At 34.8% G+C, this 23,590-nt stretch carries 20 protein-coding genes and 1 tRNA gene; 7 read left to right on the forward strand and 14 right to left on the reverse strand.

Translation table 11 applies throughout. The features are described from left to right. Nucleotides 1-67 precede the first annotated feature (67 nt). Nucleotides 68-3,901: a HEAT repeat domain-containing protein gene (locus ACP6PL_RS29715; protein WP_426548970.1), complete on the reverse strand. Its 3,834-nt coding sequence runs from the start codon at nt 3,899-3,901 to the stop codon at nt 68-70. Nucleotides 3,902-4,335: 434 nt separating this feature from the next. Between ACP6PL_RS29715 and ACP6PL_RS29720 the strand changes: the two genes are divergently transcribed. Further along, nucleotides 4,336-6,012 carry an FAD-dependent oxidoreductase gene (locus tag ACP6PL_RS29720; RefSeq protein ID WP_426548971.1) on the forward strand — a complete coding sequence of 559 codons (1,677 nt, stop codon included), beginning with the start codon at nt 4,336-4,338 and terminating at the stop codon, nt 6,010-6,012. Nucleotides 6,013-6,351: 339 nt separating this feature from the next. Here the strand turns inward: ACP6PL_RS29720 and ACP6PL_RS29725 are convergent, their stop codons facing one another. Further along, on the reverse strand, nt 6,352-7,464 hold the full coding sequence (locus ACP6PL_RS29725; protein ID WP_426548972.1) for a geranylgeranyl reductase family protein: 1,113 nt from the start codon (nt 7,462-7,464) through the stop codon (nt 6,352-6,354). Between the two features lie 276 nt (nt 7,465-7,740). Continuing rightward, a complete protein-coding gene (locus ACP6PL_RS29730; protein WP_426548973.1) occupies nt 7,741-9,936 on the reverse strand; it encodes a transglycosylase domain-containing protein in 2,196 nt (731 codons plus the stop codon). Between the two features lie 590 nt (nt 9,937-10,526). On the opposite strand from ACP6PL_RS29730, the gene ACP6PL_RS29735 reads away from it, so the two are divergent. Then, nucleotides 10,527-11,009 carry a transposase gene (locus tag ACP6PL_RS29735; RefSeq protein WP_426548974.1) on the forward strand — a complete coding sequence of 161 codons (483 nt, stop codon included), beginning with the start codon at nt 10,527-10,529 and terminating at the stop codon, nt 11,007-11,009. 148 nt (nt 11,010-11,157) lie between these two features. On the opposite strand, the gene ACP6PL_RS29740 is transcribed toward ACP6PL_RS29735, so the two are convergent. The 3 genes from ACP6PL_RS29740 to ACP6PL_RS29750 form a co-directional block, all read right to left on the reverse strand. Then, on the reverse strand, nt 11,158-12,978 hold the full coding sequence (locus ACP6PL_RS29740) for an ABC transporter ATP-binding protein (protein WP_426548975.1): 1,821 nt from the start codon (nt 12,976-12,978) through the stop codon (nt 11,158-11,160). 622 nt (nt 12,979-13,600) lie between these two features. Further along, nucleotides 13,601-14,581, reverse strand: coding sequence for a chlorophyll synthase ChlG (gene chlG / locus ACP6PL_RS29745; protein WP_426548976.1), 981 nt, complete (start codon nt 14,579-14,581; stop codon nt 13,601-13,603). A gap of 377 nt (nt 14,582-14,958) precedes the next feature. Beyond that, nucleotides 14,959-16,074 carry a Get3/ArsA fold putative tail anchor-mediating ATPase NosAFP gene (locus ACP6PL_RS29750; RefSeq protein WP_426548977.1) on the reverse strand — a complete coding sequence of 372 codons (1,116 nt, stop codon included), beginning with the start codon at nt 16,072-16,074 and terminating at the stop codon, nt 14,959-14,961. A 253-nt stretch (nt 16,075-16,327) separates the two neighbouring features. Here ACP6PL_RS29750 and ACP6PL_RS29755 point away from each other — a divergent pair, with 253 nt between their 5' ends. Further along, nucleotides 16,328-16,522 (forward strand): hypothetical protein, encoded by a 195-nt coding sequence (locus tag ACP6PL_RS29755; protein WP_426548978.1) that lies wholly within the window; start codon nt 16,328-16,330, stop codon nt 16,520-16,522. A 106-nt stretch (nt 16,523-16,628) separates the two neighbouring features. On the opposite strand, the gene ACP6PL_RS29760 is transcribed toward ACP6PL_RS29755, so the two are convergent. The 8 genes from ACP6PL_RS29760 to petP form a co-directional block, all read right to left on the reverse strand. After that, on the reverse strand, nt 16,629-16,880 hold the full coding sequence (locus ACP6PL_RS29760; RefSeq protein WP_426548979.1) for a PDDEXK family nuclease: 252 nt from the start codon (nt 16,878-16,880) through the stop codon (nt 16,629-16,631). Then, nucleotides 16,877-17,116 (reverse strand): hypothetical protein, encoded by a 240-nt coding sequence (locus ACP6PL_RS29765; protein ID WP_426548980.1) that lies wholly within the window; start codon nt 17,114-17,116, stop codon nt 16,877-16,879. The genes ACP6PL_RS29760 and ACP6PL_RS29765 overlap by 4 nt, the downstream gene beginning before the upstream one ends. A 232-nt stretch (nt 17,117-17,348) precedes the next feature. Then, nucleotides 17,349-17,648, reverse strand: a complete 300-nt coding sequence (locus ACP6PL_RS29770; RefSeq protein WP_426548981.1) for a Uma2 family endonuclease — start codon at nt 17,646-17,648, stop codon at nt 17,349-17,351. Continuing rightward, the gene (locus tag ACP6PL_RS29775; RefSeq protein WP_426548982.1) at nt 17,642-17,986 is read right to left on the reverse strand and encodes a flavin monoamine oxidase family protein; all 345 of its coding nucleotides are present in this window, start codon (nt 17,984-17,986) and stop codon (nt 17,642-17,644) included. Before ACP6PL_RS29775 ends, ACP6PL_RS29770 begins: the two co-directional genes overlap by 7 nt. A gap of 49 nt (nt 17,987-18,035) precedes the next feature. Beyond that, on the reverse strand, nt 18,036-18,398 hold the full coding sequence (locus ACP6PL_RS29780) for a hypothetical protein (RefSeq protein ID WP_426548983.1): 363 nt from the start codon (nt 18,396-18,398) through the stop codon (nt 18,036-18,038). Next, nucleotides 18,388-18,531: an FAD-dependent oxidoreductase gene (locus ACP6PL_RS29785; protein ID WP_426548984.1), complete on the reverse strand. Its 144-nt coding sequence runs from the start codon at nt 18,529-18,531 to the stop codon at nt 18,388-18,390. The genes ACP6PL_RS29780 and ACP6PL_RS29785 overlap by 11 nt, the downstream gene beginning before the upstream one ends. A gap of 48 nt (nt 18,532-18,579) precedes the next feature. Then, on the reverse strand, nt 18,580-18,738 hold the full coding sequence (locus tag ACP6PL_RS29790) for a hypothetical protein (RefSeq protein ID WP_426548985.1): 159 nt from the start codon (nt 18,736-18,738) through the stop codon (nt 18,580-18,582). 505 nt (nt 18,739-19,243) lie between these two features. Next, a complete protein-coding gene (gene petP / locus ACP6PL_RS29795; protein WP_426548986.1) occupies nt 19,244-19,444 on the reverse strand; it encodes a cytochrome b6f subunit PetP in 201 nt (66 codons plus the stop codon). Nucleotides 19,445-19,798: 354 nt separating this feature from the next. On the opposite strand from petP, the gene hisF reads away from it, so the two are divergent. The 4 genes from hisF to ACP6PL_RS29815 all read left to right on the forward strand — a co-directional run bounded on the left by hisF (nt 19,799) and on the right by ACP6PL_RS29815 (nt 23,402). Continuing rightward, nucleotides 19,799-20,569, forward strand: a complete 771-nt coding sequence (gene hisF, locus ACP6PL_RS29800; protein WP_426548987.1) for an imidazole glycerol phosphate synthase subunit HisF — start codon at nt 19,799-19,801, stop codon at nt 20,567-20,569. A 102-nt stretch (nt 20,570-20,671) separates the two neighbouring features. Then, nucleotides 20,672-20,884, forward strand: a complete 213-nt coding sequence (locus ACP6PL_RS29805; protein WP_426548988.1) for a hypothetical protein — start codon at nt 20,672-20,674, stop codon at nt 20,882-20,884. Nucleotides 20,885-21,145: 261 nt separating this feature from the next. Further along, nucleotides 21,146-21,218: transfer RNA gene (locus tag ACP6PL_RS29810), tRNA-Ala, on the forward strand. 936 nt (nt 21,219-22,154) lie between these two features. Next, entirely contained in the window at nt 22,155-23,402 is a 1,248-nt protein-coding gene (locus ACP6PL_RS29815; RefSeq protein WP_426548989.1) for a J domain-containing protein, read from the forward strand. Nucleotides 23,403-23,590: the final 188 nt, after the last annotated feature.

Below are 23,590 nucleotides of genomic sequence, written 5' to 3' on the forward strand. Positions count from 1 at the left end.
TTTCAAAGCCTCTCTCCTGCTCCGAGAGAGGTTTGGAGAGAGGTTTTTATAAGTTTACAAACAGCTTCTAATGAAGATTCCTATTTTCTAATCGCTGCAATTTCTTTTTTGCCCACTCCTGCAGTTGTTCGTCTGGGTCATTTTCTACTCTGTCTTGTAATAGTGGGAGGGTTTGGGGATGGTCTGGATAGTCTTCGATCATTGCTTCTAGTGCAATTTGTCGAGGGTTTTCTTGATACTTACTTCCACGTTGAAAGGGATCATTGACGGCAGTGTAGTAAAACAATTCAAAAATTCCCGGTTCATGTTTCCAACCAGTAGCTATTTGTTGCACCGCTTCAAGTCGCACATACCAACTCTCATCAGACACTACCCTTTGTTTGAGTAATTCAAAAATTCCCGGTTCATGTTTCCAACCAGTAGCTATTTGTTGCACCGCTGCAACTCGCACATTCCAGCTCTCATCAGACACTACCCTTTGTTTGAGTAATTCTAAAATTCCCGGTTCATCTTTCCAATTAGTTATTTGTCGGAGTGCTTCACGTCGCACAGCCCAATAGTCATCAGACACTACCCTTTGTTTAACTAATTCTAAAATTCCCGGTTCATGTTTCCAATCAGTAGCTATTTGTCGTACTGCTTCAGCTCGCACATCGCAATTCTCATCAGACTCTACCCATTGTTTGAGTAACTCAAAAATTCCCGGTTCATGTTTCCAACCAGTAGCTATTTGTCGTACCGCTTCCCGCTGCACACGCGAACTGTCGTCAGACTCTGCCCATTGTTTGAGTAATTCTAAAATTCCTGGTTCATCTTTCCAATCAGTAGCTACTTGTCGCACTGCTTCAACTCGCACATCCGAATCATCATCAGACTCTACTTTTTGTTTGAGTAACTCAAAAATTCCCGGTTCATCTTTCCAATCAGTAGCTATTTGTAGCACTACTTCAAGTCCGACACTTGAACTATTACTAGATTCTACCCATTGTTTGAGTGAATCTAAAATTTCCGGCTCATGTTTCCAACCAGTAGCTATTTGTAGCACTGCTTCAACTCGCACATCCCAATTCTTATCAGACTCTACCCATTGTTTGAGTAACTCCAAAGTTTCTGGTTCATGTTTCCAACCAGTAGCTATTTGTCGTAGTGCTTCAACTCGCACACTCGAACTATTACCAGACTCTACCCATTGTTTAAGTAACTCTAAAGTTTCTGGTTTATGTTTCCAAGCAGTAGCTATTTGTCGTAGTGCTTCAACTCGCACACTCGAACTATTACCAGACTCTACCCATTGTTTAAGTAACTCTAAAGTTTCTGGTTTATGTTTCCAAGCAGTAGCTATTTGTCGTAGCGCTTCAACTCGCACACTCGAACTATTACCAGACTCTACCCATTGTTTGAGTAACTCTAAAGTTTCTGGTTTGCCTTTGCCCAAAGAAGCAATTTGTAGCACTGCTTCCCGTCGTACATCCCAACCACTATCAGACACTACCCGTTGCTTGAGTAATTCTAAAATTTCTGGTTTTTCTTTGTCTAAAGTAGCAATTTGTCGTACTGCTTCCCGTCGGATAACCCAATTACCACTAGATACTAACAATTGTTTGAGCCAAGTATAGGTGAAAGGATCATCCCTCCAAGTTGCAGCCACCACTGCCACAGCTTGAGCGCGAATTTTACGAACCAAGGCTGCATTTTTCTGATAAATTTCTTCATAGCTAATATTATAAGATTTGTAATAATAACCACGGTCATACTCAGCCAAATCTTTTAACCTTTTCAATAACCGATTCCCCACATCACCAATACCCTGACGACTCCTAACTTCAAATAAACACTTGCCCGCCAAAAATAAATTCTTAAACTCTTCTGCTTCCCCATCTTGCTCCATCAAATAACTAATAACTTCTCCCACAAACCTTGCATCTATCATCCCAGCAATTAACCGCAAAACTTCATGCCATGTTTCATCTTGCCAATGGTTCCCAACAACTTCCTTAATCAATTCATCTTTATCAATTTTCTGTTCTTTTTCAAACTGCCAAACAAACTCCCTAGCACAGAAATATTCTAAAAAAGTTCGATGCACAAAAGCATAATATTCAGCCCCAACAAAACACAAAATAAAATTCCGACTCCGCAACTGTTCCATCAACGCCCTAGCCACAGTTCTGGCATCATTAATATCTACACTTTTTAGATATTCCTGAATAATTTTTTCTAAATCTTCTCCCAGAATCAAATTACCAGCTAAACCCGCAGTATTCCCCTGCATAAAAAAAGCCACCTCACGCAAAATTGCCTGCTTATCTTTGTAGTCAATAGTTATCGGGTCAATCTTCGCATCAATTAATGCTCTTTCCATATCCCATTGATGTAATAAAACTCGCGAAGCTTGATTATAAAGTCCGGCTCTATCTCTCGGCAATTCTTGATTTCGATTTAGAATAGCCATCATAGTTAATAAAAGAGGATTGCCCGATAATTCATTAATAGCTGAAGAATCCTTGATCGCCTGTTTCAATCGTTTCCTTTTCCTCTCTCTTTCCGTCTCATCTTGATAAGTAAAATTATGCCAACGTTGAATAAAATTCTCTACTTGTTCCTCTTGCAAATCCTGCAACATAAAATGATCAAATTGAGCATCTCGGAGTTTTTGTGGCTTATAACCAATTACCCGTGAAGTAACAATAACCCGCACCTTTTTATAGACATTTGTAAATCCATGAATTGCAGTTATTACATCATCTCGTTTTACAGGTTCAAAAACTTCATCCAACCCATCAAACATCACAATAGCATTGCCATTTTGTAATTTTTCATGGAGTTCTTTTTGAGGTAAATGACAAGTAACTCCACTGCCTTTTTCCAGAAAATCTAGAAAATTATTGCACTTATTCCCATCATGATTCCGCACATAAGTCCGTAGTTCAATTAATAGAGGAATTGGCTGTAACGGCAAATCTTTCAGAGGTAATTCTGCCCATTTTAAAGCGATATATTGTAATAAAGTAGACTTACCAGAACCGGGGTCGCCCAAAATGACTAAATATTGATTATTTCTATCTTCAACTAATTCCAAAACCGAGCGAATAGGCCGATCTAAATATCTCTGGCGCAGACTATCCAATTGTTCTTGAGAAAAATCTTCTCCAAACTGTCCAGTCTCTTTTAACCGCTGCCGATATTCTTTAGGAATTTCATGTACTTGAGGCATAAATTCTTGAGACTCCCGCACATTTTGAGGAATAAACATTCGCCATAATTTTAATTGATTATAAGCATAACCACTGGTATCTAAACTTTCTAATTTGAGATTTCCATATTGTTCTATAATTCCTTCTTGATATCTTTTAAAATCAAAATCTGGTTGAATTTCAGGATTTTTATTTGGCAGTTTCTCCAGATTCTCAGAATCTAATATTGCCCGTAATTCATCAGACTGCCGGATAATATTTTTAACATTTCTCTGATATTGCTTGGCAAGAAATTCCCAGTCAAAATCATCTGGTAAAGGTGGATTAATTTTGTTCCAGGTAGTAGCCAATTTATTAGTATCTAAAAGTTTGAGATTATTATCGAAAGCACTAACCAAAACCTCTAATACCGACCGATTTTTAATAAACTGTTTGAAAAATTTAGAATATTCTTTTAACTCACTTTCACTCAATTCAGCATTTTCTAATTCTTGTTTTCCTAAATCTAAAAAATATTTAATTGCTTGTGCAGTAGCTTTTTGTAAAGGTTTTCCATTTTTTATCCCACCAATAGCATCAGAAATACATTCTTTAAAAAAGTCTTTAACATAGTCTTCAGCAGTACCCTTAGCTAATTCTCCAATAACTTCCTGAGCAATAAATTTAACTGCTTCACTCCCTCCCCAAGCAATTAACAATTCAATCATAATTATTCAACCTATTATGTGTTAGTTATTTTTAATTATAGTTATTAAAACTTTTGCCTGTTTGTAGTTGCGCTTTAGCGCCAGTTCATTATCGTAGTGGGATGAAATACCTAAAAATGTAGGTTAGAGCAAGCAACCTAGAAGACCTCTCCCCCAACCCCTCTCCTGCAAGGAGAGGGGAGAAATACTCCCCCTTCCCTTGCAGGGAAGGGGGTTGGGGGGTTAGGTTTTTTAACCCACATTTTCAAGCTTGACACGGCATTACTGATGTGACACACCTAAAATGTTGTAATAATTCGCATCAAAACCTAGTATAGTAAGATAGTTGACCTTATACCAATTCATTTGAGAGATGTCAGAAATAGTTCCAAACTTTTGATCCTGTAAAATCTTACTTTTGACTTTTAACTTCCGTTGAATTATCTCAAAAATATATGCCTTCTGATTACCCAAAAAGATTAATTTTAATCACAGCATTTTTATCACTAATTCCATTAAGCGCTGCTCAACATTTACCTAAAGTTAGTAAGAATTTTATCTCTACATTTTGGCAAAATACAACACCCAAAAATCCCCCAAATAATTCAGTTAATATTCCTACTCCTTCCCCCTCACCCTCTAAACCACCATTACCACCATTACCAACTTATAAAAACTTTGACATTGTAATTTATGGAGATGAACTTCAAGGAATATGTGCTGCTATTTGGGCAAAAAAAACATTAGGAACTACAGGCAAAGTCGTATTAATACGTTCCAATTATGACCGTCAACCTTTAGGTGGTTTATTAACAAGAGGTGGTCTAGCTTATCTCGACTATGATAAAACTCCTGGTTGGCAAAATCAACCTTATTCTCAATGCTTTCGTAACTTTTTGAAAAAGGCAAAAGTTGTTGAAGCTTGTGTTACTCCAGAACTTGCAGCTAAAGCCATGAAAGAAATGTTAGAAGCAGCAGGAATTATCGTTATTTCTAATGCTTCTATTACTCCTTATGTAGAAAATAAAAAAATTAAATTTGTGCAGATAAATGACACAAATATTAGAGTCAAAGCCTCTGCATTTATAGACACGACTCAAGATGCAGAATTAGCAAGAAAAGCAGGTTTATCCTATTCTTTAGGATTTGCATCACAAAACCAGAAATTACAGAATGAAACTATCGCAACTTCTATTGTTCCGACTGTGACTGGTTTAAGTATTTACGATTTCCAAAAATTGGAATCAAAAATACTTTATAATCGCCAACTAATGGCAAAAATTAAGAATAAAATTCAATCTGAACAAACTCCTCTATATGCTAAATTTACCCTGGCTCAGTTTAGATTGCCAATAATTAAAACATATCAAGACGGCTATATAAATCGAAGTATTGCCTTAGCTGGAGCTTATCATCTTCATCGAAAACATTCATTTAATCTAGGTTTTTCATCAAGATTTTTATTTGATAAATTAAATATTTGTCGTTTAGGTAAACGTTCATTATCTTTGAATGGATTTTTGTTTAAATATGACAGCAAAAGAGTCAGGGAAATAGAACTAAATGACTTTAAACCAACTCAGGAAATGATTACAGAAATGAAGGAACTTGAGGCTTGGTTGAAGAAAATTTCTAGGAAAGATGTCAAAGTAGTTATCCCCTCAGAAGTTTATATTAGACATAGTTTAAATATTACTGATGTTGTTGATCCATTGACAGGAAAAGAAATTATTAAAGGTGGCACTTCAGCAGAAAATTCTATTGGTACTTTTTCCTATGAATTTGATTTTCGAGGTGGTGTTAAAGATTTAGGTATCAACTATTTGCCTCTACCTAGATACAACTTTGGTATTGAAAGTGCTTTAGCTAAAAATGTGAATAATTTAGCAGTTGTAGGGCGAGCTTCTGGATATTTAGGAATTGCTGTAGCAGTTTCACGAATTCAAACTATGAGTATTTATCAAGGGCAAGCAATAGGAGTAGCTGCTGCTATAGCTAATCAAAAAGATATACCTTTAAATCAAATGACCTCTGCTGAAGTTCGGAAAAAATTAGAAAGTTTAACAGGTAGGAAGACAAAATTAAGAGGTATAAATAAAACTGGAAATAGAGATTATAGTCATGTCAAATAGATATTTGTAGAAACTCAACTTGCTCTTTATTTAATATCAAATTAAACAACCATAGATTGGTTAAGTCAAGAGGAGTCAGGAGTCAGGAGTCAGCAGGAGAGAGAATTACAAAGATGAGCGTAGTAGCGCGTCCAGACTAAAATTGTGAGTAAAACCTCCCCCCTCTCCTTGCAGGAGAGGGGTTGGGGGAGAGGTCTTCATTGACTCGCTCTTTACCCACATTTTAAAGGTAGTAGTTATGACGATTGGAGAATTTTTTTATGTCTAATCAACCGGATTTGATATAACATAAGCAAGAGAGGTAATTATCAATTATCAATTATCCATTATCCATTATTTTTACCTTTGCCAAAGTTTTCGTAAAGCAGAACTCACTACATCAGAATAACGCAATTCCCCAGACAAAATTTTCGTCATAATAGTAGTAGCACGAGGTCGCTTTACACCTACTTGATAACCAATATTTGAAAAACGAGAAAATCCTTGAGCTAAACGTTGTGCCCAGACCATATCTTTCCCCCATTCTTCATTAATTATTTGAGTGTATTTTTCCAAAGCAAATAAATCTCCACTTAGAGAATTATGAATTGCTGTTGCTGCTTTAATACCTGTAAATATAGAAGGACGAATTCCTTCCGCAGTAAAAGGGTCAACAATACAAGCTGCTTCTCCTGCTAAAACAGCATTTTGAGTATGTAATTTTTGAGTCCCATTCCATAAACATAAAGGATGACCAAACTTCTGAACATTTTGAATATCTACCTCAAACAGAGTGGCATATTCTGTTAATAAAGCTCCAAAATTTTGACCGTGTTTTCGCCAAAATGTACCGACCCCTATTGAGTATCCATCAGCTTTAGGAAAGTTCCAAACATAGCCATTATTTAACATCCCAAATTCAAAATAAGCACTCTCAATTTGCTGATTTTTAACTGGTACTTCTATTTCCATCGCTCCACCAGCAAAGCGTTTACGATTCTTAAATCCTAACCATTTTGCCATTGAACCTTTAGCACCATCAGCAGCAATTAAATAACGACAAGTAAACGATTCATTATTTGTATAAACTTGCCAATTATTGTTCTTAAATTCTATGCCGATAACTGGAGTTTTATCTCTAATTTCTGCTCCCTGTTTTTGCGCTTGCTTAACGATAAAATAATCAAAAATTTCTCGGCGTACCATCCAAATAGGTTGTTGGTTTTGTAGTTTTACTTCTACTAAATCGCCTTTTTTCCAAGTATAACGAATGGAATTAATTTTCAGAGAAATAGCAGGTGAGAAATCAAAATCAAACCATTCTTGAACAATAGGAGAAACTCCACCTCCACAGGGTTTGTATCGAGGTAAAATTTCTTTTTCTAAAACTAATACAGAACGTCCATATTTTGCTAGATGATATGCCGCACTTGCTCCTGCGGGGCCGGAGCCAACTATGATACAATCAAACATATTAATTAGGGAATAGGGAATAGGCAAAAAATCTTCATTTCGTCAGTTTTACCACATTAACCTGGAATCTGCTATAAGTGCAGAATTCAGAATTTAGAATTGAAATAAGTTCATAAGCAAAATCAATTACACATTCTATTATAAATCTCCAATCTTATCCATAAATTATCAATTATTTTTCCTACTCCCTGTTCTTTATCTCAACTAAAAAATTTATTTTCTACGACTACTTAAAAAAATTAATAATTCTAAATTCTACATTTTAAATTCTCAATTCTAATAATTACTATCATAATAATCTCTATAATAATTTCTTCTTTCTAACTCTCTACCATCAGAACCAATATTCCCATATCTAATCCATTTTGGTTCCACCGGTTTAGGTTCAATAGTAGGTTTGCGATCGTAAAAACTAGGCTTTTTAGGAAAATCTTTAACAGGCATATCCTCAACTACCTCCCTCATAAACAGTTGCCAATTATATGCTGCTGTACTACTCCTACCCCAAGTAGGTTTATTATCATCATTCCCTAACCAAATTCCGGTTGCCACCTGGGGAATATAACCAATAAACCACAAATCTCGCGCTTCTTCAGTAGTACCTGTCTTACCTGCCACAGGGCGATCGTACAAATAAGCATTCGCGCCGCTACCATATTTCACCACATTCTCCAACATCCAGGTAACAATTGCTGCAGTATCTTTATCTAACACTTGTTTTGGTTTAAAATTAGCGTCATATATAACTTCACCATTTTGATTAATTATTTTTTTGATTCCATGAGCAGGAATATACTTACCCTGTGCAGCAAAAGTCGCATAAGCATTTGTCAACTCTAATAAATTTACCTCCCAAGTACCCAACGCCATAGAATATGTAGCTTTAACCTCAGATTTAATCCCCATATCCTTAGCTAACTTAATCACAGGTTCAAACCCCACATCCATCAATACCTGCACTGCTACGACATTGACAGAATATGCCAAAGAATCAATCATCGATCGCCAACCAGCATATTTTTTACCATAATTTTTCGGTTTATAACCATCCACCGTCAACGGTAAGTCTCGATAACCATCAGTGGGAGGAAAACCAGCAGCAACCGCAGCAGCATACACAAAACTTTTAAAAGTCGAACCTGGTTGACGTTGCGCCTGAATAGCTCGGTTAAATTCACTCTCGGCAAAATCTCGACCTCCGACTAATGCCTTAACTTCTCCAGTAGTAGTATCAATAGCGACTAATGCTGCCTGATCGAATCTTTGGCGATAACCATCAATATCAACAGCTTCTTGAATTATCTTTTCTCCTGTTTCTTGCCAACTTCTATCCAGAGTAGTTTCCACTGTCAAACCACCTCTTGCCAAAACTTCTGGGGAAACATATTTAGGTAACTCTTTCTGAATATAGTTACCAAAATATGGAGCTTCAACTATAAGACGTTTCGGGGCACTAGGTTCTACTTCTATTAGTTTCGCGATCGCTGTTTTTGCCCGCTCGTCAGAAATCAAACCTGCTTCTTGCATTTCTGTTAATACTATATTTCGGCGATCTTTAGCTGCTTCTGGACTAACTAAGGGTGAATATTGACTGGGTGCAGGAGGCAAACCTGCCAAAGTTGCCATTTCTGCTAAAGTTAGACTTGATACTGGTTTGCTAAAGTAAACCCAAGCAGCATCAGCTACACCATAAGCACCAGAACCCAGATAAACTATATTTAAGTATAGTTCCAGAATTTCTTCTTTAGATAACTCTTTTTCCATCTTCCAAGCTAGCATTGCTTCTCGGAGTTTACGCCAAATAGTTTGTTCCATATCCAGGAAAACCATCCGCGCTAACTGTTGGGTAATAGTGCTACCCCCTTGAATTACATCTCTAGCAATTATATTAAATATAAATGCTCTAATAACTCCCCGATAATCAACTCCTTTATGTTCATAAAAGCGTCTGTCTTCAATAGCAATAAAAGCTTGAACTAAAGGAGTAGGAATATCTTCTAATTTAATTTTTTCTCTAGTAGCAGGCCCAGTTTGTTGGATAATTTTACCATCGGCAGCTTTTATCGTTAAAGTACCGTCTCTACTATAGGAGGAAATATCAGAAATTTCTGGTAAACTTTGGTTTAATTTTCGCCACTGCCAACCACCATAAATAACAATACTACTAATTCCAAGCAAACCTAATCCTAACCATAGCTTCCGATTAAATAAAATTCCTTTTATATTTATATTGATAGTATTTTTACTGTTCTTTTTTTCGGTAGCATTAGCTTTTTTTTTCTGTTTGTTTATGTCATCAAATTTTGGTGCTTGTAGAGGAGCTTGAGATTTTTTACTCAACATATTTGAGACTGGGTTGAAATTATTTTTCTTTCTCCTATCTTGAGACTCTATATACTTAGATTTTCTGATAATATCGGCTTCTGTTTCTGAGAATATTTCTTTAATATTTTTCTGTTCTTTATCTACCACTTTTTTCCTCTTATATTTGTTTTGTTAGTATTAAGATTTTATTAGTTATATCAAATTTAGTAGCATTGTAGGGGCTTGGTCTCCAACCCACTACAATATAATAGGTTTATAGTACTACTGAAGCTAGAATTTTATCATCTTCTAAATGATTGTGTGAAAAAAAACTGTAGGGGTTTGGTCTCCAACCCCAAGCTAAAAAGGGATTTAGCAACCAAACCCCTACGATAAAATGTGACAACATATCTATTCAGGATTGCTATATTAGATACTTATAAAAAATATTATGTTTGTATAAGGAGGCTATCAAAAAGTCTTTGTTTGTAGTTGCGCTTTAGCGCCTTGAGATATATTTGGCCTGTTGAGAAGCACTCCTATCTGCTAGTATAGTAAACGTTGTACATAAATAATGTCAAATAATGTCAAATATATTGGTTTGTTTGTACAAAAGAGATAGTAAATATTTGACAAAATTTAATAACTCTCGACCAGAAGTTTAATGGTACAATGAAATTGGCTCAGAATTGCCGACTCAATAATCATAAAAATTCTGAACTCAAGAGAGCCTAATCGTAATTTTTACCCCTTGATTTATGAGGTTAGTTGAGAGACATATTATTCAACCAACACATCGGTTTTATGCTGAAATTGACCGACTGTGTTTCTTGTCGAAAAATCTCTATAACTATGCTAATTATTTAGTTCGTCAGTCTTGGATATTTGAAAATAAAAATTTATCCTACTATGACCTACAAAAAATACTCTCTACCCAAGTAGACTATCAAGCAATGCCAGCTAAACTATCTCAACAAATATTGATGATACTAGATAGAAACTGGAAAAGCTTTTTAGCAGCGAACGATGTTTATAAAAAGAACCCATCAAAGTTTAAATCTCGTCCTCGTCTTCCTGGATATAAAAATAAAATAAGAGGAAAAAATATTGTAGTTTATACAAAACAAGCTATCAGCAAGAAGCAACTAAAACAAGGAATTATTAATCCAAGTAAAACAGGGATTTATCTAAAAACATTTCATCAAGAAAACACTATTCTCTTATCAGTTGTCAGAGATTAATTTTAACTTTTGAATTTTAACTTTTGAATTTTGAATTTTCTACAGTAAGGTTGAGAAAATTGTAATTGATATAGATAAAAATACCTCCATTCTTTCAGTTATCAGTTGTCAGAGATTACTTTTAACTTTTGAATTTTGACTTTTGAATTTATAACTTTCCCTCTTCCAAAGCAAGTTGAGAAAATTGTAATTGATAGAGATAAGCATACCTTCCTTCTTGAGCAATTAACTCTGCATGAGTTCCCATTTCTACTATTTTACCTTTTTCGAGAACCACTATTAAATCGACATGATAAATAGTTGACAACCTATGAGCAATAACTATGCTAGTACGTCCTTGAAAAAGTTGTTTCACAGACTCTTGAATCAATTTTTCTGACTCAGAGTCTAAAGCTGAAGTTGCTTCATCTAAAATAACAATTTGAGGATTTTTTAACAACACCCTGGCGATCGCTATTCTTTGTCTTTGTCCTCCTGATAATTTAACTCCTTGCTCTCCAATAATAGAGTTATAACCATCAGGAAAATTCATAATAAAGTCGTGAGCATTCGCTGCTTTTGCCGCTGCTATAATCTCTTCATCTGTTGCATCTAACTTACCATAAATAATATTATCTCGTACCGTACCGTAGAGCAATAAAGTTTCTTGAGGAACAATACCAATATGCGATCGCAATGAACTTAAACTCACATCTCTTAAATCCTGATCATCAAGTAAAATTCGCCCATTTTTCGGGTCATAAAAACGTGCTGCGAGTTTAGCAATAGTGCTTTTTCCAGCACCAGAAGACCCCACCAAAGCAACAGACATTCCTGGTTTAATATCTAAGTTAAAATTGTCAATAACTAACTCATTATCTTGATAACTAAATCCTACTTCTTCAAACTTAATATTACCTTGAACAGAAGTTAAATTAATCGCATCTTCCTTGTCACTAACTTCTAATTTAGTATCTAAAACTGAAAAAATACTTTGAGCAGATACTCCCGCTTTTTGAACCATACTCATTAATCCATTAAAGCGATTAATTGGTTTATTCAGAAGGGTAACATAAGCCAAAAGAGCTGTTAATTCCCCAATAGTCAAACGACCAGACATTACTCCCCAAGCACCAAAAACTAAAGTAATTACATTACCTAATTGATTCAGAGTATTAATGATAGGTGTAGATATAGATAAAAACCGAGTTGCCTCAAGGTTTTTCTCCATATAATTATGACTAAATTCAGTAAATCGGTCAATTTCATATTGTTCATTACCAAAAGATTTGATAATTGTAATATTTGATATAGTGTCTTGTAAATGATTACTAATTATCTCCCTTGCTCGATTAGTTTCTTGAAAGATTTTTTTCAGTCTTTTCTGAGTAAATTGTAAAAGATAAATAATCAACGGCCAAGTCAGAGCGATCGCTACTGCTAAAAGCCAATTGCTGATTAAAAAATAAATAAAAACAACAACAAAAGCAAAGCTATCAATTAAAATCGCGATTAAATTAGAATTAAGTAATTGCCCGACAATTTCTACATCCCTTCCCAATCTTAATATTAATTCCCCAGTACGTTGATTTTCAAAATAACTAATAGATAAGAATTGAAGATGTTGATATAACTTTACGCGAATACTTTTAACTGTGTTTTCTCCAAAGATTTTTATCGCATACAATTGCAAAAAAGACAGTACACCTCCCACAAAACTCATCAATAGGATAAGTCCTGCTACCCAAGGCAACATATTAAATTGTTTTTCAGGAATAATTACATCAATAACATACCGATTAATTTGAGGAACAAAAAAAGTAATAAATGAAGCCAAGATTGTTAATAATATGCCTACTAAAAAAGGGTTTTTATGTGGCAAACCATAACTAAATAAGCGCAGATATAAATTCTGTGATTCTACTTTTTCATCTGATTCTTCTGGCTTAACCTGAGTCGGAATTTTGTCAATTGTATTAGATTTCATCATGTCTCAACCTAATTAAGGTACAGTTGCTCTTCTTATTTTATACTCTCTATTTCTTAAGTTCAGGACTTAGGCAAAAGATTAAGTCATAAACAACCTGTAGTGGCGATTCGCGAATCGCCACTACTAAAACAAACAAATTTTGTACCTCACCAGATTTAATGGATAATTGATAATGAAAACTATTTCTTATCTGTCAATGCTTTGATATTTAATCAGCAAAGCAATAATTATCCATTATTAATTATTAACATCTTCTAATATAGCGTTTCTCAAGCTTATGAGGTACACCTATCTTTAATTTCTTTTCTATTCCCAGTTAAGTGTTCCCTAAAACCTAGAATTTTGTACCTCACCAGCATAGGAATTGCTATACTTAAAATCGACTTTTTTTGTCGGGTGCATCTCAGTATTTGCAAAAATACTTTTTTTCTATTCCCTGTTCCCTACAACCAATAAATTTTTGGCTTTTTTCAAAATTGAGATACACCCTTTTTGTCATTCTATGAAATCTAGTTTATTCTGTCCGTTAAAAATGAAGACAAGAAAGAAGTAGAAATGTTGCATACAACATTTCTACATTAAAATTTTTAGCCTTCTTCCTTCTTAATAACTAATAACTGAATTAAACTCCAGCATGACCTAAAGCTAAACCTGTAATTAACATACCTAATACTAAAAAAGGTTGAGCGCTTGCTTGATATTTCACATCATTTTCTAGAGGGTTTCTGAGAAAATACATATCCTGAAAAGTAATCTGAGGAATTACCATCAACAACAAAATAACAGCATACAAATTTTCCTGAATGCTAATTAAATAAGCTGCAACTCCAGCTTGAAAAATATCAATCATTAATACACATATCCAAGCAGCAGTACCAATGCCAAACATAACTGGAAGTGACTTTAAACCCAACTTTTCATCTCCCTCCACACTCTTAAAATCATTAACTACTGCAATTCCTAATCCAGCAAAACTATAAAATAGAGTCAGAATTACAATAGTTAAATTTAACTCTCCAAATAAGGCATGACCAGTCCACCAAGGTAAAGCAATATAACTAGAACCTAAAGCATAATTTCCTAACCAACCATTTTGTTTTAACTTCAGTGGTGGTGCTGAATAAATATAAGCTATAAATGCACCAAATAAACAAAGTACTGTAATAATGGGAAATTCGTGACCAACAGACAAATCTAGTAGATAGGATAAACCAACTCCTGCTAATAACAAAAAAACAATTTGAGTCACAACTTGAGGAATAGAAATTACACCAGAAGGAATTGGCCGATAAGGTTCATTAATAGCATCTATTTCCCGGTCATAAAAATCATTTAAAGTTTGTGTATAACCAGCCATCAAAGGTCCTGCCAATAACATACAAGCAGCAGAAATCAAGAAATTTTCTAGATTCCAACTATAATTTCCTGAAGATGCAGCTCCACAAACTACCCCCCATATTAAAGGAATCCAGGTTATGGGTTTCATTAATTGCAGGCGGATTTTCCAAATATTAGTTTCTCCGCTTGCAGCACCTTTCATTCCTAATAGTTGTCTGGTTTTAGCAGTGCTATTTTCAACTTCTTTTTGTTCTTGATTAGTCATTTTTAATTAAGTAGTTGTACAAAATAAATTTCCTAGTTGAAAAAGGGAAAAGGGAACAGAGAGTCAATAAGATGTGTAATTAGGGTTTGCTTATGAACTTAGATTATTTTGATTAGTAAAAGTAACTTTTATAGAACTTACAGATCCTAAAGAATAAAGTGGGTTTATTACCCTAATTTAATGCTTGATATTGCAAATTTTAGTTTATAAACCCGTTTTCTGGTATGGCTTCTAATCTTTTATGGTAATGGTTAGGTCTCCAAACCCAAGCTAAATTACTTGTGTGATTAATATCTCTGAAAATTGCGATAAATTTTTTACTTTGGTCAAAAATCAATCTTTTTTCTTCCTCCCTACTCCCTACTCCCTACTCCCTATCAAAATGAAATAATCAAATAATCATTTTGGAATTTTGCGCCAGTCACAGGTTTTCCACTTAGAGGTGGAGGAAGGAAAATATTTCTTCTCTGGTCTCCCGCTTCAATCGTTACCTCTGGCCCATATTGAGTAAGTCCAATTTGTTTTTTATCAAAACTAGGCAAAAATAAACTTACTTGACTTTTTTCAATATCTATAATCATAGGCTTAGGAGCCTTTACTGCTTGACTAAAATCTGGCAGAGCATCCATTAGAGGTTTCCAGTCTTCAGTAGAACGACGGGGAATAGGAGTTACGGATAATGGTGCAAATTCAGCAGTAATTGGTGAAGATTCAGCAGTAATATTATCTACTAAGTCTGCTTGATTCAGAATTACTCCCCCTACAGTTAGACTAACTTGTTGGGCACTTCCCCATAAATATCTTGCTGTGGCGATCGCTGCCTTATCATTTGTCGTAACTAGATATGCTGCTACCCTATTTGGGTCAGCTATAGTAGCTTTGGCATTATCTAACAGTTCATTAATTTTTTCAGTCGGTTGAGAAAAATTATCCCCTGTCCAATCAACATTCAGAATAGCACTACTAATAGGTTGAACAAATGGAGAAATAGCTTTGTAGAGGTCTGAGTCGAGAATAACTTGACGGAAGCGACGAATATACCAACTCATAATTTCCGCAGACCCCAAAAGTCTTAAAGTCTCTTTATCTCCCGTGCCATCGTAAATAATTACGTCATATTCCCCACTAGCACTATATCCCCGCATAACATTAATGGTCAGAATTCCTTCTACTCCTGGTAATACTCCCAGTTCTTGACCATATACCTTTTTAAAGAATGGTGTACGGATATATTCAGCTTCTAGTTTTTTCAGTTCTTCCCAACCGCTTTCTAGTAAACTTGCTGCCTGAATATTGACTGCTTTGAGATTCGAGTCTATTTCTGTAGGTTCAGGACCAATACTAGCACCTAATATTAAAGATAATGTTGAAGCAGGTTCTTGTCCTACAAATAGAACTTTTTTACCTTGGCTAGCGTATCGTTTGGCAGTGGCAAATGCAATAGTTGTTTTACCAGTGCCACCTTTACCCAAAAATGTATAAGTAATGGTCATTTCAGTTATCAGTTATCAGTTATCAGTTATCAGTTAACAGTACCTCCGGCTTAAGCCTTATGCTTGAAATACTGAAGTTTCTTTTTTTGTCCCTTATCCAAGGGTAGGCCATTGACCTTATTTTTTGGTCATTATTTATCTATCAAAAGTTTAGAATCAAGGAACACTTACATTTTGTAATTATTTAGTTTACTTTGAGAATGATATTTTATGGTATAAACTATCTGAACTTAAATATTGATATATTTACTTGATGTCCCAAGTATATACCAAAGATTTTGAAATTCAATGTCATCCACAACAGCGGATTTGGAGAAAAATTTCCCAAGAAATTGGCAACCTTCCCTTACCAGGCGTTCCCATTCGCTTAATTTTCACAAAAGTTGAAGGTGATACTCTCACTTTTGAATCAAGCTTTATCGATACAGACAGAAATCTTGTTTGGTAATCATTACTGGATATTAATATTCGTCAACAGGTTTCTAAGCAACCGTTTGTAGCAATTAGTATTATTCCCACTGGAGGTTAATACGCCTCATAAGTTACGATATTGATTAGAGCAGTTGCTTTAGTCTTTGGCGAAAAGCTCGTAAAGCAGGACTCCTCCAAATCTCACTGCTTTGAGCTAAAACTTCTGCTACCAAATCTCGAATCAGTAATGTAGGAAACGTTGGACTGGTGCTAACTTGCTGGTACTCACCTGCTTGGAAGAGGTCAATTCTGAGTTGATTATTCTCATAGCGCCAGAGTTCAGGAACTCCTAATTTTGCATAGACATCTAGTTGAGTCTTAGAAGTAACATTCACTTCAATGGCTCATACCTTGGTGGTGAATTGAGGTTAATATTGACGCGTCGCTTGCCTCGCATTTGATCGCAATTTTGAATGTAAAAGCATTGAACCCGATCAATGCCACTGTCCATATTTTCTCGCTTGAAGGTAGTGGAACCAAAGCACTGACAGTTGACTTCTAAATCATCAAGCAAAATTTTCACTAAATCACCGAGTAGTTCTTTATCGACTTCGTGTTCTGGCGTAGGCATTCTGATTTCTAAGGTTCTATGGCTATAAGCAATGCGGGTAGAGCGATGTTACCCTAGTTCTTCAAGAATGGATTCAAATTCAGCCCACTCTAGGTTATGAATTAAAAGTTTTTGCCCTGGGGGAACGGTAAGTTTCTGAGTAGGAGAGTAACAGCCATAGTGAATGTTATATATATGATTTTGGATACACCATCAAACTTAATCTAATTTTTGATAAGAATAAACAGTCTTCTCAATCAAACTCAGGTGCCCACACCTCAACAACAGGCAATTCCAAACCTGGAAGCAATTCTGGTACTTGCAGGACATCCCCATCCTTCAGGACAATCTTATCAGCATCAAGGCAATGCGCTTCCATCGTGCAAGTTCTTGGATCGACTAACACTCCAAGTTTAGTTCCCAATTCCAAAAACTCCTGTATCTTCTGACGTAATTTAGTTAAACTATCTGTTTTAGATTTAACTTCAAACATTAAATCAGGAACTAACTCCGCGTAATCTTCTGTTGTGCAAGGTAGACGTTCAGCTAACATAAAAGAAACATCGGGTGCGCGAACATCCCCTCTGTAAAACTTTCGCCACCATAAATATTTTCTACAAATTCCCAAGGACGAGCTTTACAGTGTAATAGAGTTTTACTAGCACTACAATAACCCAAATTGTTAATAGCTTCTTGCTGTTTGTTGGGTAAAATAGGGTCAAAATTAATTTGAGCAAGAGCAGTAGCAGGAACAGCAAAGATAACATAATCAAATTCTGCTGTTTCTTGCTTATCTAACTTATTCCAGACAACTCTAACTCCTTGATCTGTCATTGCTATATTTGTTACTTTAGCTTCAGTCTGGATTGTTCGTGATATTCTTTTAACCAAAGCCTTAACTAAAAGTCATCATTCCTCCTATGAGTTCGTATTGCTCAACTTAATGCCAAGCAAAGAAATCAATCAAACCATTTAATAAAGAAATATTATCATAATCTATTATACCAGTAATACAACCAATGAGTTCAAAAGCGTCTGGGGAAAGATGACTGCGAAAAAAGTCTGTAACTGAGAGGCGATCGTACTGTTTAAGCTTATTGCTGGTGAAAGTTGGCGCAAATAATTCCCATTTCTCTTTTTCCGAAAAAGTATCGATTAATTCTGACAATAACTGGTCGTAAATTATCCCAGGATCTTTTTTTTCATCAGAGGTTAAACTGTAAACAGAAAACCAATCTTGATAACTATCCAAACAAGTCTTCTTTCCTCTTAGATAATAAAAAGCTTTGGGATTATAATTCATAAAAGGTCTTTTTAGGTAACTTAAACTTATCTATATAGTGTAAAGTGCAACCATGACTTGCAGGAATTCGCATTGCTCCTAATTCTCCATAAGTCCCGTCCCTAAAATAATGAATCTTAATCCTTCCTCCCAAACGAGAATCAGACTCTAATAAAGTAACTTTATGGCTTAGTTGACTTAGTTAATAAGCACTAACAAGTCCCGCAATTCCTCCGCCAATAATTGCAACTTGTTTGCGAGTACCGCCCTGATCGTAGGGAATAAGAAAACCAGGATGACTATACAAGCGCTTAAAAGAAAATGGAAAATCTAACTCTAACTCTAAAATGCTATTATACATATCTGTTCAACGCTACAAGGTGAATTTTTTTACCGAAAAATTAAGGTTTAAAGCCTCTCCTTTCAAGGAGAAAAAAACCAAAAAATTCCTTTTAACCAATCCTATCCGTTTGTAAGAAGAGGTAATAATTAATTATTAATTATTAAATTATTGAAGGTGCTTCTTCCAGTGATTTACAAATCATAAGTTTTTGGTTTTGGAATTTCCCCAAGGAATCAATTGAAAACAGGTATGCTTGAGAGCGATGCTCACCTAACTCTTCAAGAACAGACTCAAATTTAGCCCACTTTAGGTTGTGAATTAACAACCTTTGACTGGGGGAAACCATCAGTTATTGAAGTAGTAAGGTGACTGCCATGATAAATGTTATCTGATTTTGGATTTTAGTAAACAATCATCACATATTGAGCATTGGACAGAAGTAAACTGGAAGTCAAGCAAAACTAAAAGTAATACTTTTTTTTATGATTTACTCTCATACCCAATGCTCTACCTTTAGTATTCGTTAGGAAGCTGGTTCTATTTCATCTTCAAAAAACCAAGTGCCCATTTTTTCTTCAAATTGGACCCAGAAGCCGACTCCACTACCGTCTACCATTTTGAATTCTGTGATTGTACCAATAGGATTTTGCTTTAATCTATTGACTATATTTTCAGGTATCCGTTGTTTAATACCTTTTACTTTTACTTTTTGACCAATTTCCATTTTGATTTACGATGTTCTCCTTGTGGTATTAACTAATCCACAGTTTATCTAAAATTAGTGCTTGAGCACAGTTATAATAATATAAGTCTATAAGTCAAAATTCAAAATCCTAGTTCGACTTAGGCATCTCTCTCAATTCAAAATTCAAAAGTGAAAATCCTGGTGCGACTCAGCTATCCATCTTTACCCGCTAGTAGTCCACCTGATTGAGATAAAATTCGCTACATCTAAAATTTATTAATTTTTCCCTCCCCAACCATCTCCTGCAAAAACTGACTAGACTTGTTTTCCCCATTAGTCTCTACTCTAAAATCGGCAATAATATACTCTGCTATCTAAAAGTAATTTATCTATATGCTGGCCAAAAGAATTTTACCTTGTCTTGATGTTAATGCAGGCCGAGTCGTCAAGGGTGTCAACTTTGTGAATCTTCAAGATGCTGGAGACCCTGTGGAACTAGCTCAGGTCTATAATGATGCTGGTGCTGATGAGTTGGTATTTCTAGATATTACGGCCACTCACGAAGACCGAGATACAATAATAGATGTGGTTTATCGGACTGCAGAGCAGGTTTTTATTCCTCTGACAGTGGGAGGCGGTATTCAATCCTTAGAAAATATTAAAAATTTATTAAGAGCAGGTGCAGATAAAATAAGTATAAATTCAGCAGCAGTCCGTAATCCTAACTTTATTAATCAGGCCAGTGACCGTTTCGGAAATCAATGTATTGTAGTAGCTATTGATGCTCGTCGTCGTTCAGATCCAGATAACTTAGGATGGGATGTATATGTGCGAGGTGGCCGAGAAAATACTGGCAAGGATGCGATCGCCTGGGCAATAGAAGCAGAGCAAAGAGGGGCAGGAGAGCTGCTTGTCACAAGTATGGATGCTGATGGAACCCAGGCAGGTTATGACTTAGAGCTTACGAGTAAGATAGCAGAAAGTGTTCAAATTCCAGTAATTGCTTCTGGGGGTGCTGGTAACTCTCAGCATATTTTTGAGGCTTTAACTGAGGGGAAAGCAGAAGCAGCATTACTTGCTTCATTACTACATTATGGTCAACTAAGTGTAGCAGAAATTAAGGATTATCTGGCTGGCCATCAAGTACCTGTAAGACAGAGTTAAGTTTACTTGTAACTTTTATTTTATATTTCCTAAGTAAAAATACTTAGGTGTATTTTTAAGAAATGTTGTTAGAATAAAAGACATTGTTACAAAACGTAACTTATGTTGGTCACGATTCTAATACTTGATGTTGCTTTAGTCGCTTGGGCTCTGCATTTGATGCAAGAGTCATTCCATCATAGAGAATTTTCTCTAATGCTAGCAGGTATTTTAGTTGGTATATCTGCTGGAGCAATGATGGTCGTTTATTTTCTTATGGGAACTTGTATGACTCACTTAACTCAAATGTCTCAACATTCCTACACATATTTTTAAGCTGGTCATCAGGGTATGATGTTCCTCAACAAGGCCAGATACCCTGATATACCAGAAGTCAGAAGTTAGATATCGGAGCCTTCTGATTGACAATCTATAGAAGTTAAATTCGCAGCATGGACTAAGTTTGAGAGGCTTGATAATGTCCTATATAGTAATGGCGACTGCTATAGATAATTTGCTCAAAATGTTGTAGAAATTTTTTGATTAACTTCTTGACAAAAGAAAAAAAATTAGGTAATATAATTAGTGCTTTGGCTCGGGGTTATAGCTCAGTTGGTAGAGCACCTCAATGGCATTGAGGGGGCCAGCGGTTCGAGTCCGCTTAACTCCATATTAATACGGCTTTGTTTCTAAGGTTTATTTCCTTTCCTACAAGTACTAATTTAGTATCAATTTAGTATCGCCAAATGGTAAAAAAGTAAGGTACAAAATTCTATATTATACCGTTATTCTAGCATAGGGTGAGTTGCAATTAACCCTAACAGGTAGAGTTACTGTGTAAGTCTTAATATTAATCTATAATTTTTTCCTAAAATTCAGCACTATCTCAGAAATTGTCAAAATTCAACATTTTTTAGGTACTCCTTGTTATCAGTTAAGCTGTTATATAGCTGTAACAATATTTGATGAAATTGATATAAATATTTTCTGAATCACCAGGATTTTTTGATTAAAAAATTAGTACTCCTTTGAGAATGGTAATTTTGATATTGACTTAACAAATAATCTATTATTTATATTTGTATAACTATGCAATTACTGATAGTAAACAATGATTTTCTAGGGCTACGTTATAAAAATTGTGATTTATTTTGATGATGGTAATTTAATTAACATTGAGAGTTGATACTAATTTATATTTATATTTATATTTTTTCATGATTGAACACTTCAAAAAAATATGTGAATTCAGAATATTTTATGGATTATTATAGACAGATTTAAGTGAATTTTTTGTTGATACTTGTGAATAAATATTCTTGGAATTATGAAGGACGATTTCAAAGTAGAAAAACTCCCAACTAAAAGTTAAATTTTTAACTGATAGTAGTTCTCATATTAATGAAATATAGTATTTTTACTATTCCTTATTCACCTAAAATATAAAATTTTTCTATCTCACCAATTTGATAAACTATATATAAAAAAGAATGTAACTATTGATGATTTTATTGATAATTATGTTGTTTGCCATAAAAATTGAGATATTTTATGATATGATTGGTAAGAATTGCCTAAAAGCAGTGCTTTGGGAAACTGGGGTTAGATGGAAAAAGAGCATAACTATTATGAAGTTTTAGGAGTATCAAAAGATGCTTCAGCAGAACAGATTAAAAAAGCCTATCATAGCCTAGCACGTCAGTATCATCCTGACGTCAATTCAGGGGATATAAATGCAGCAGAAAAATTTAAAGAAATTAATTCAGTCTATGAGATTCTTTCTGACCCATTCAAGCGATCGCAATATGACCAAACTGTAGGGGAAGCAGAGGAATTATATAAGCGTGGAGTTGCTAGAAGTCAGCTTGGAGATTATCAAGGTGCAATACTAGATTATACAAAAGCGTTGGAAATTAATCCTGATTGGGCAGAAGTTTTGTACCATAGAGGATTTGCTAGTTATAAATTGCAAGATTATCGGAATGCTGATATTGATTATACTCAGGCATTATTTTTAGACCCATACTTAGTAGAAGTTTACTATTATCGGGGTTTATGTCGGATGAAATTAAGGTATATTCAGGCTGGTATGGAAGACTATACCAAAGCATTAGAAATCAATCCGAATTTTGCTCATATTTATTATCAGCGTGGTTTAGTTTATTTAGAGTTACAAGAACATCGTCTGGCAAGATTAGATTTCAGAAAAGCTGCTCAACTTTTTGCAGAGCAAGGAGATAGAGCTAATTCTCAAAGATCCCTAGAAGCTATTAAAAGTTTAGAGGATTTTTCCTGGGTAGAAATACGAGAAATATTGCAGAGAACTTTTCAGGATAGTTGGATAACAGTAAAGACTTTTATGCCTAATCCAACAGGGGGGTTATTACCAGCTTTTTCTCAATTAGAACAGAAAAAAGCGCTGAATGTGGCAATTTTATTAGGGATAATATTTGAAGTTTGTTTTGTAATAGGAATTAGCCTAATTTTACAACAATTAGATAAAGCTAATAATACAGGATTTTTATTGTTAATAATCATTGGTATTATTCCCTTTGTGAATATAACAGTTACAAGTGGTTTTGCTAGACTAATATTTAAAACTAATGGTAGTTTAACAGGAGATTTATTTATCGCAGGTGCATCACTATTACCTCTGGGTTTACTGGTTTTGTTCAGTGGACTTTTAAATAATTGGATAATTAGTTTTATTTTATCTATTTTTGCTCTTTGTTATACAATTTTAATTATGTATACTGGTTGTCAAAAAATTTCCAATATTTCTGAAGAAAAATCTGCTATTACAGTGCCGATTATGCTATTTCTGAGTGGGTTGCCATTTGGTTTGATTAACTAGATAAATATAATTCTAGGGAGTAGGGAGTAGGGAAGAGAAAATCTGAGTAAAAATCTACTATAACAGTAGCTATTATCTCATTAGTAAGCGGGTTGTCATTTGGTTTAATTAACTAGATCAATATTTTGATAGGATTTCATTAATTGATAATTGATAATGGATAATTGATAATTACCTCTGGTTAAAAC

It is taken from the genome of Dapis purpurea BLCC-M126, from assembly GCF_050015975.1.
Classification (GTDB): domain Bacteria; phylum Cyanobacteriota; class Cyanobacteriia; order Cyanobacteriales; family Microcoleaceae; genus Trichodesmium.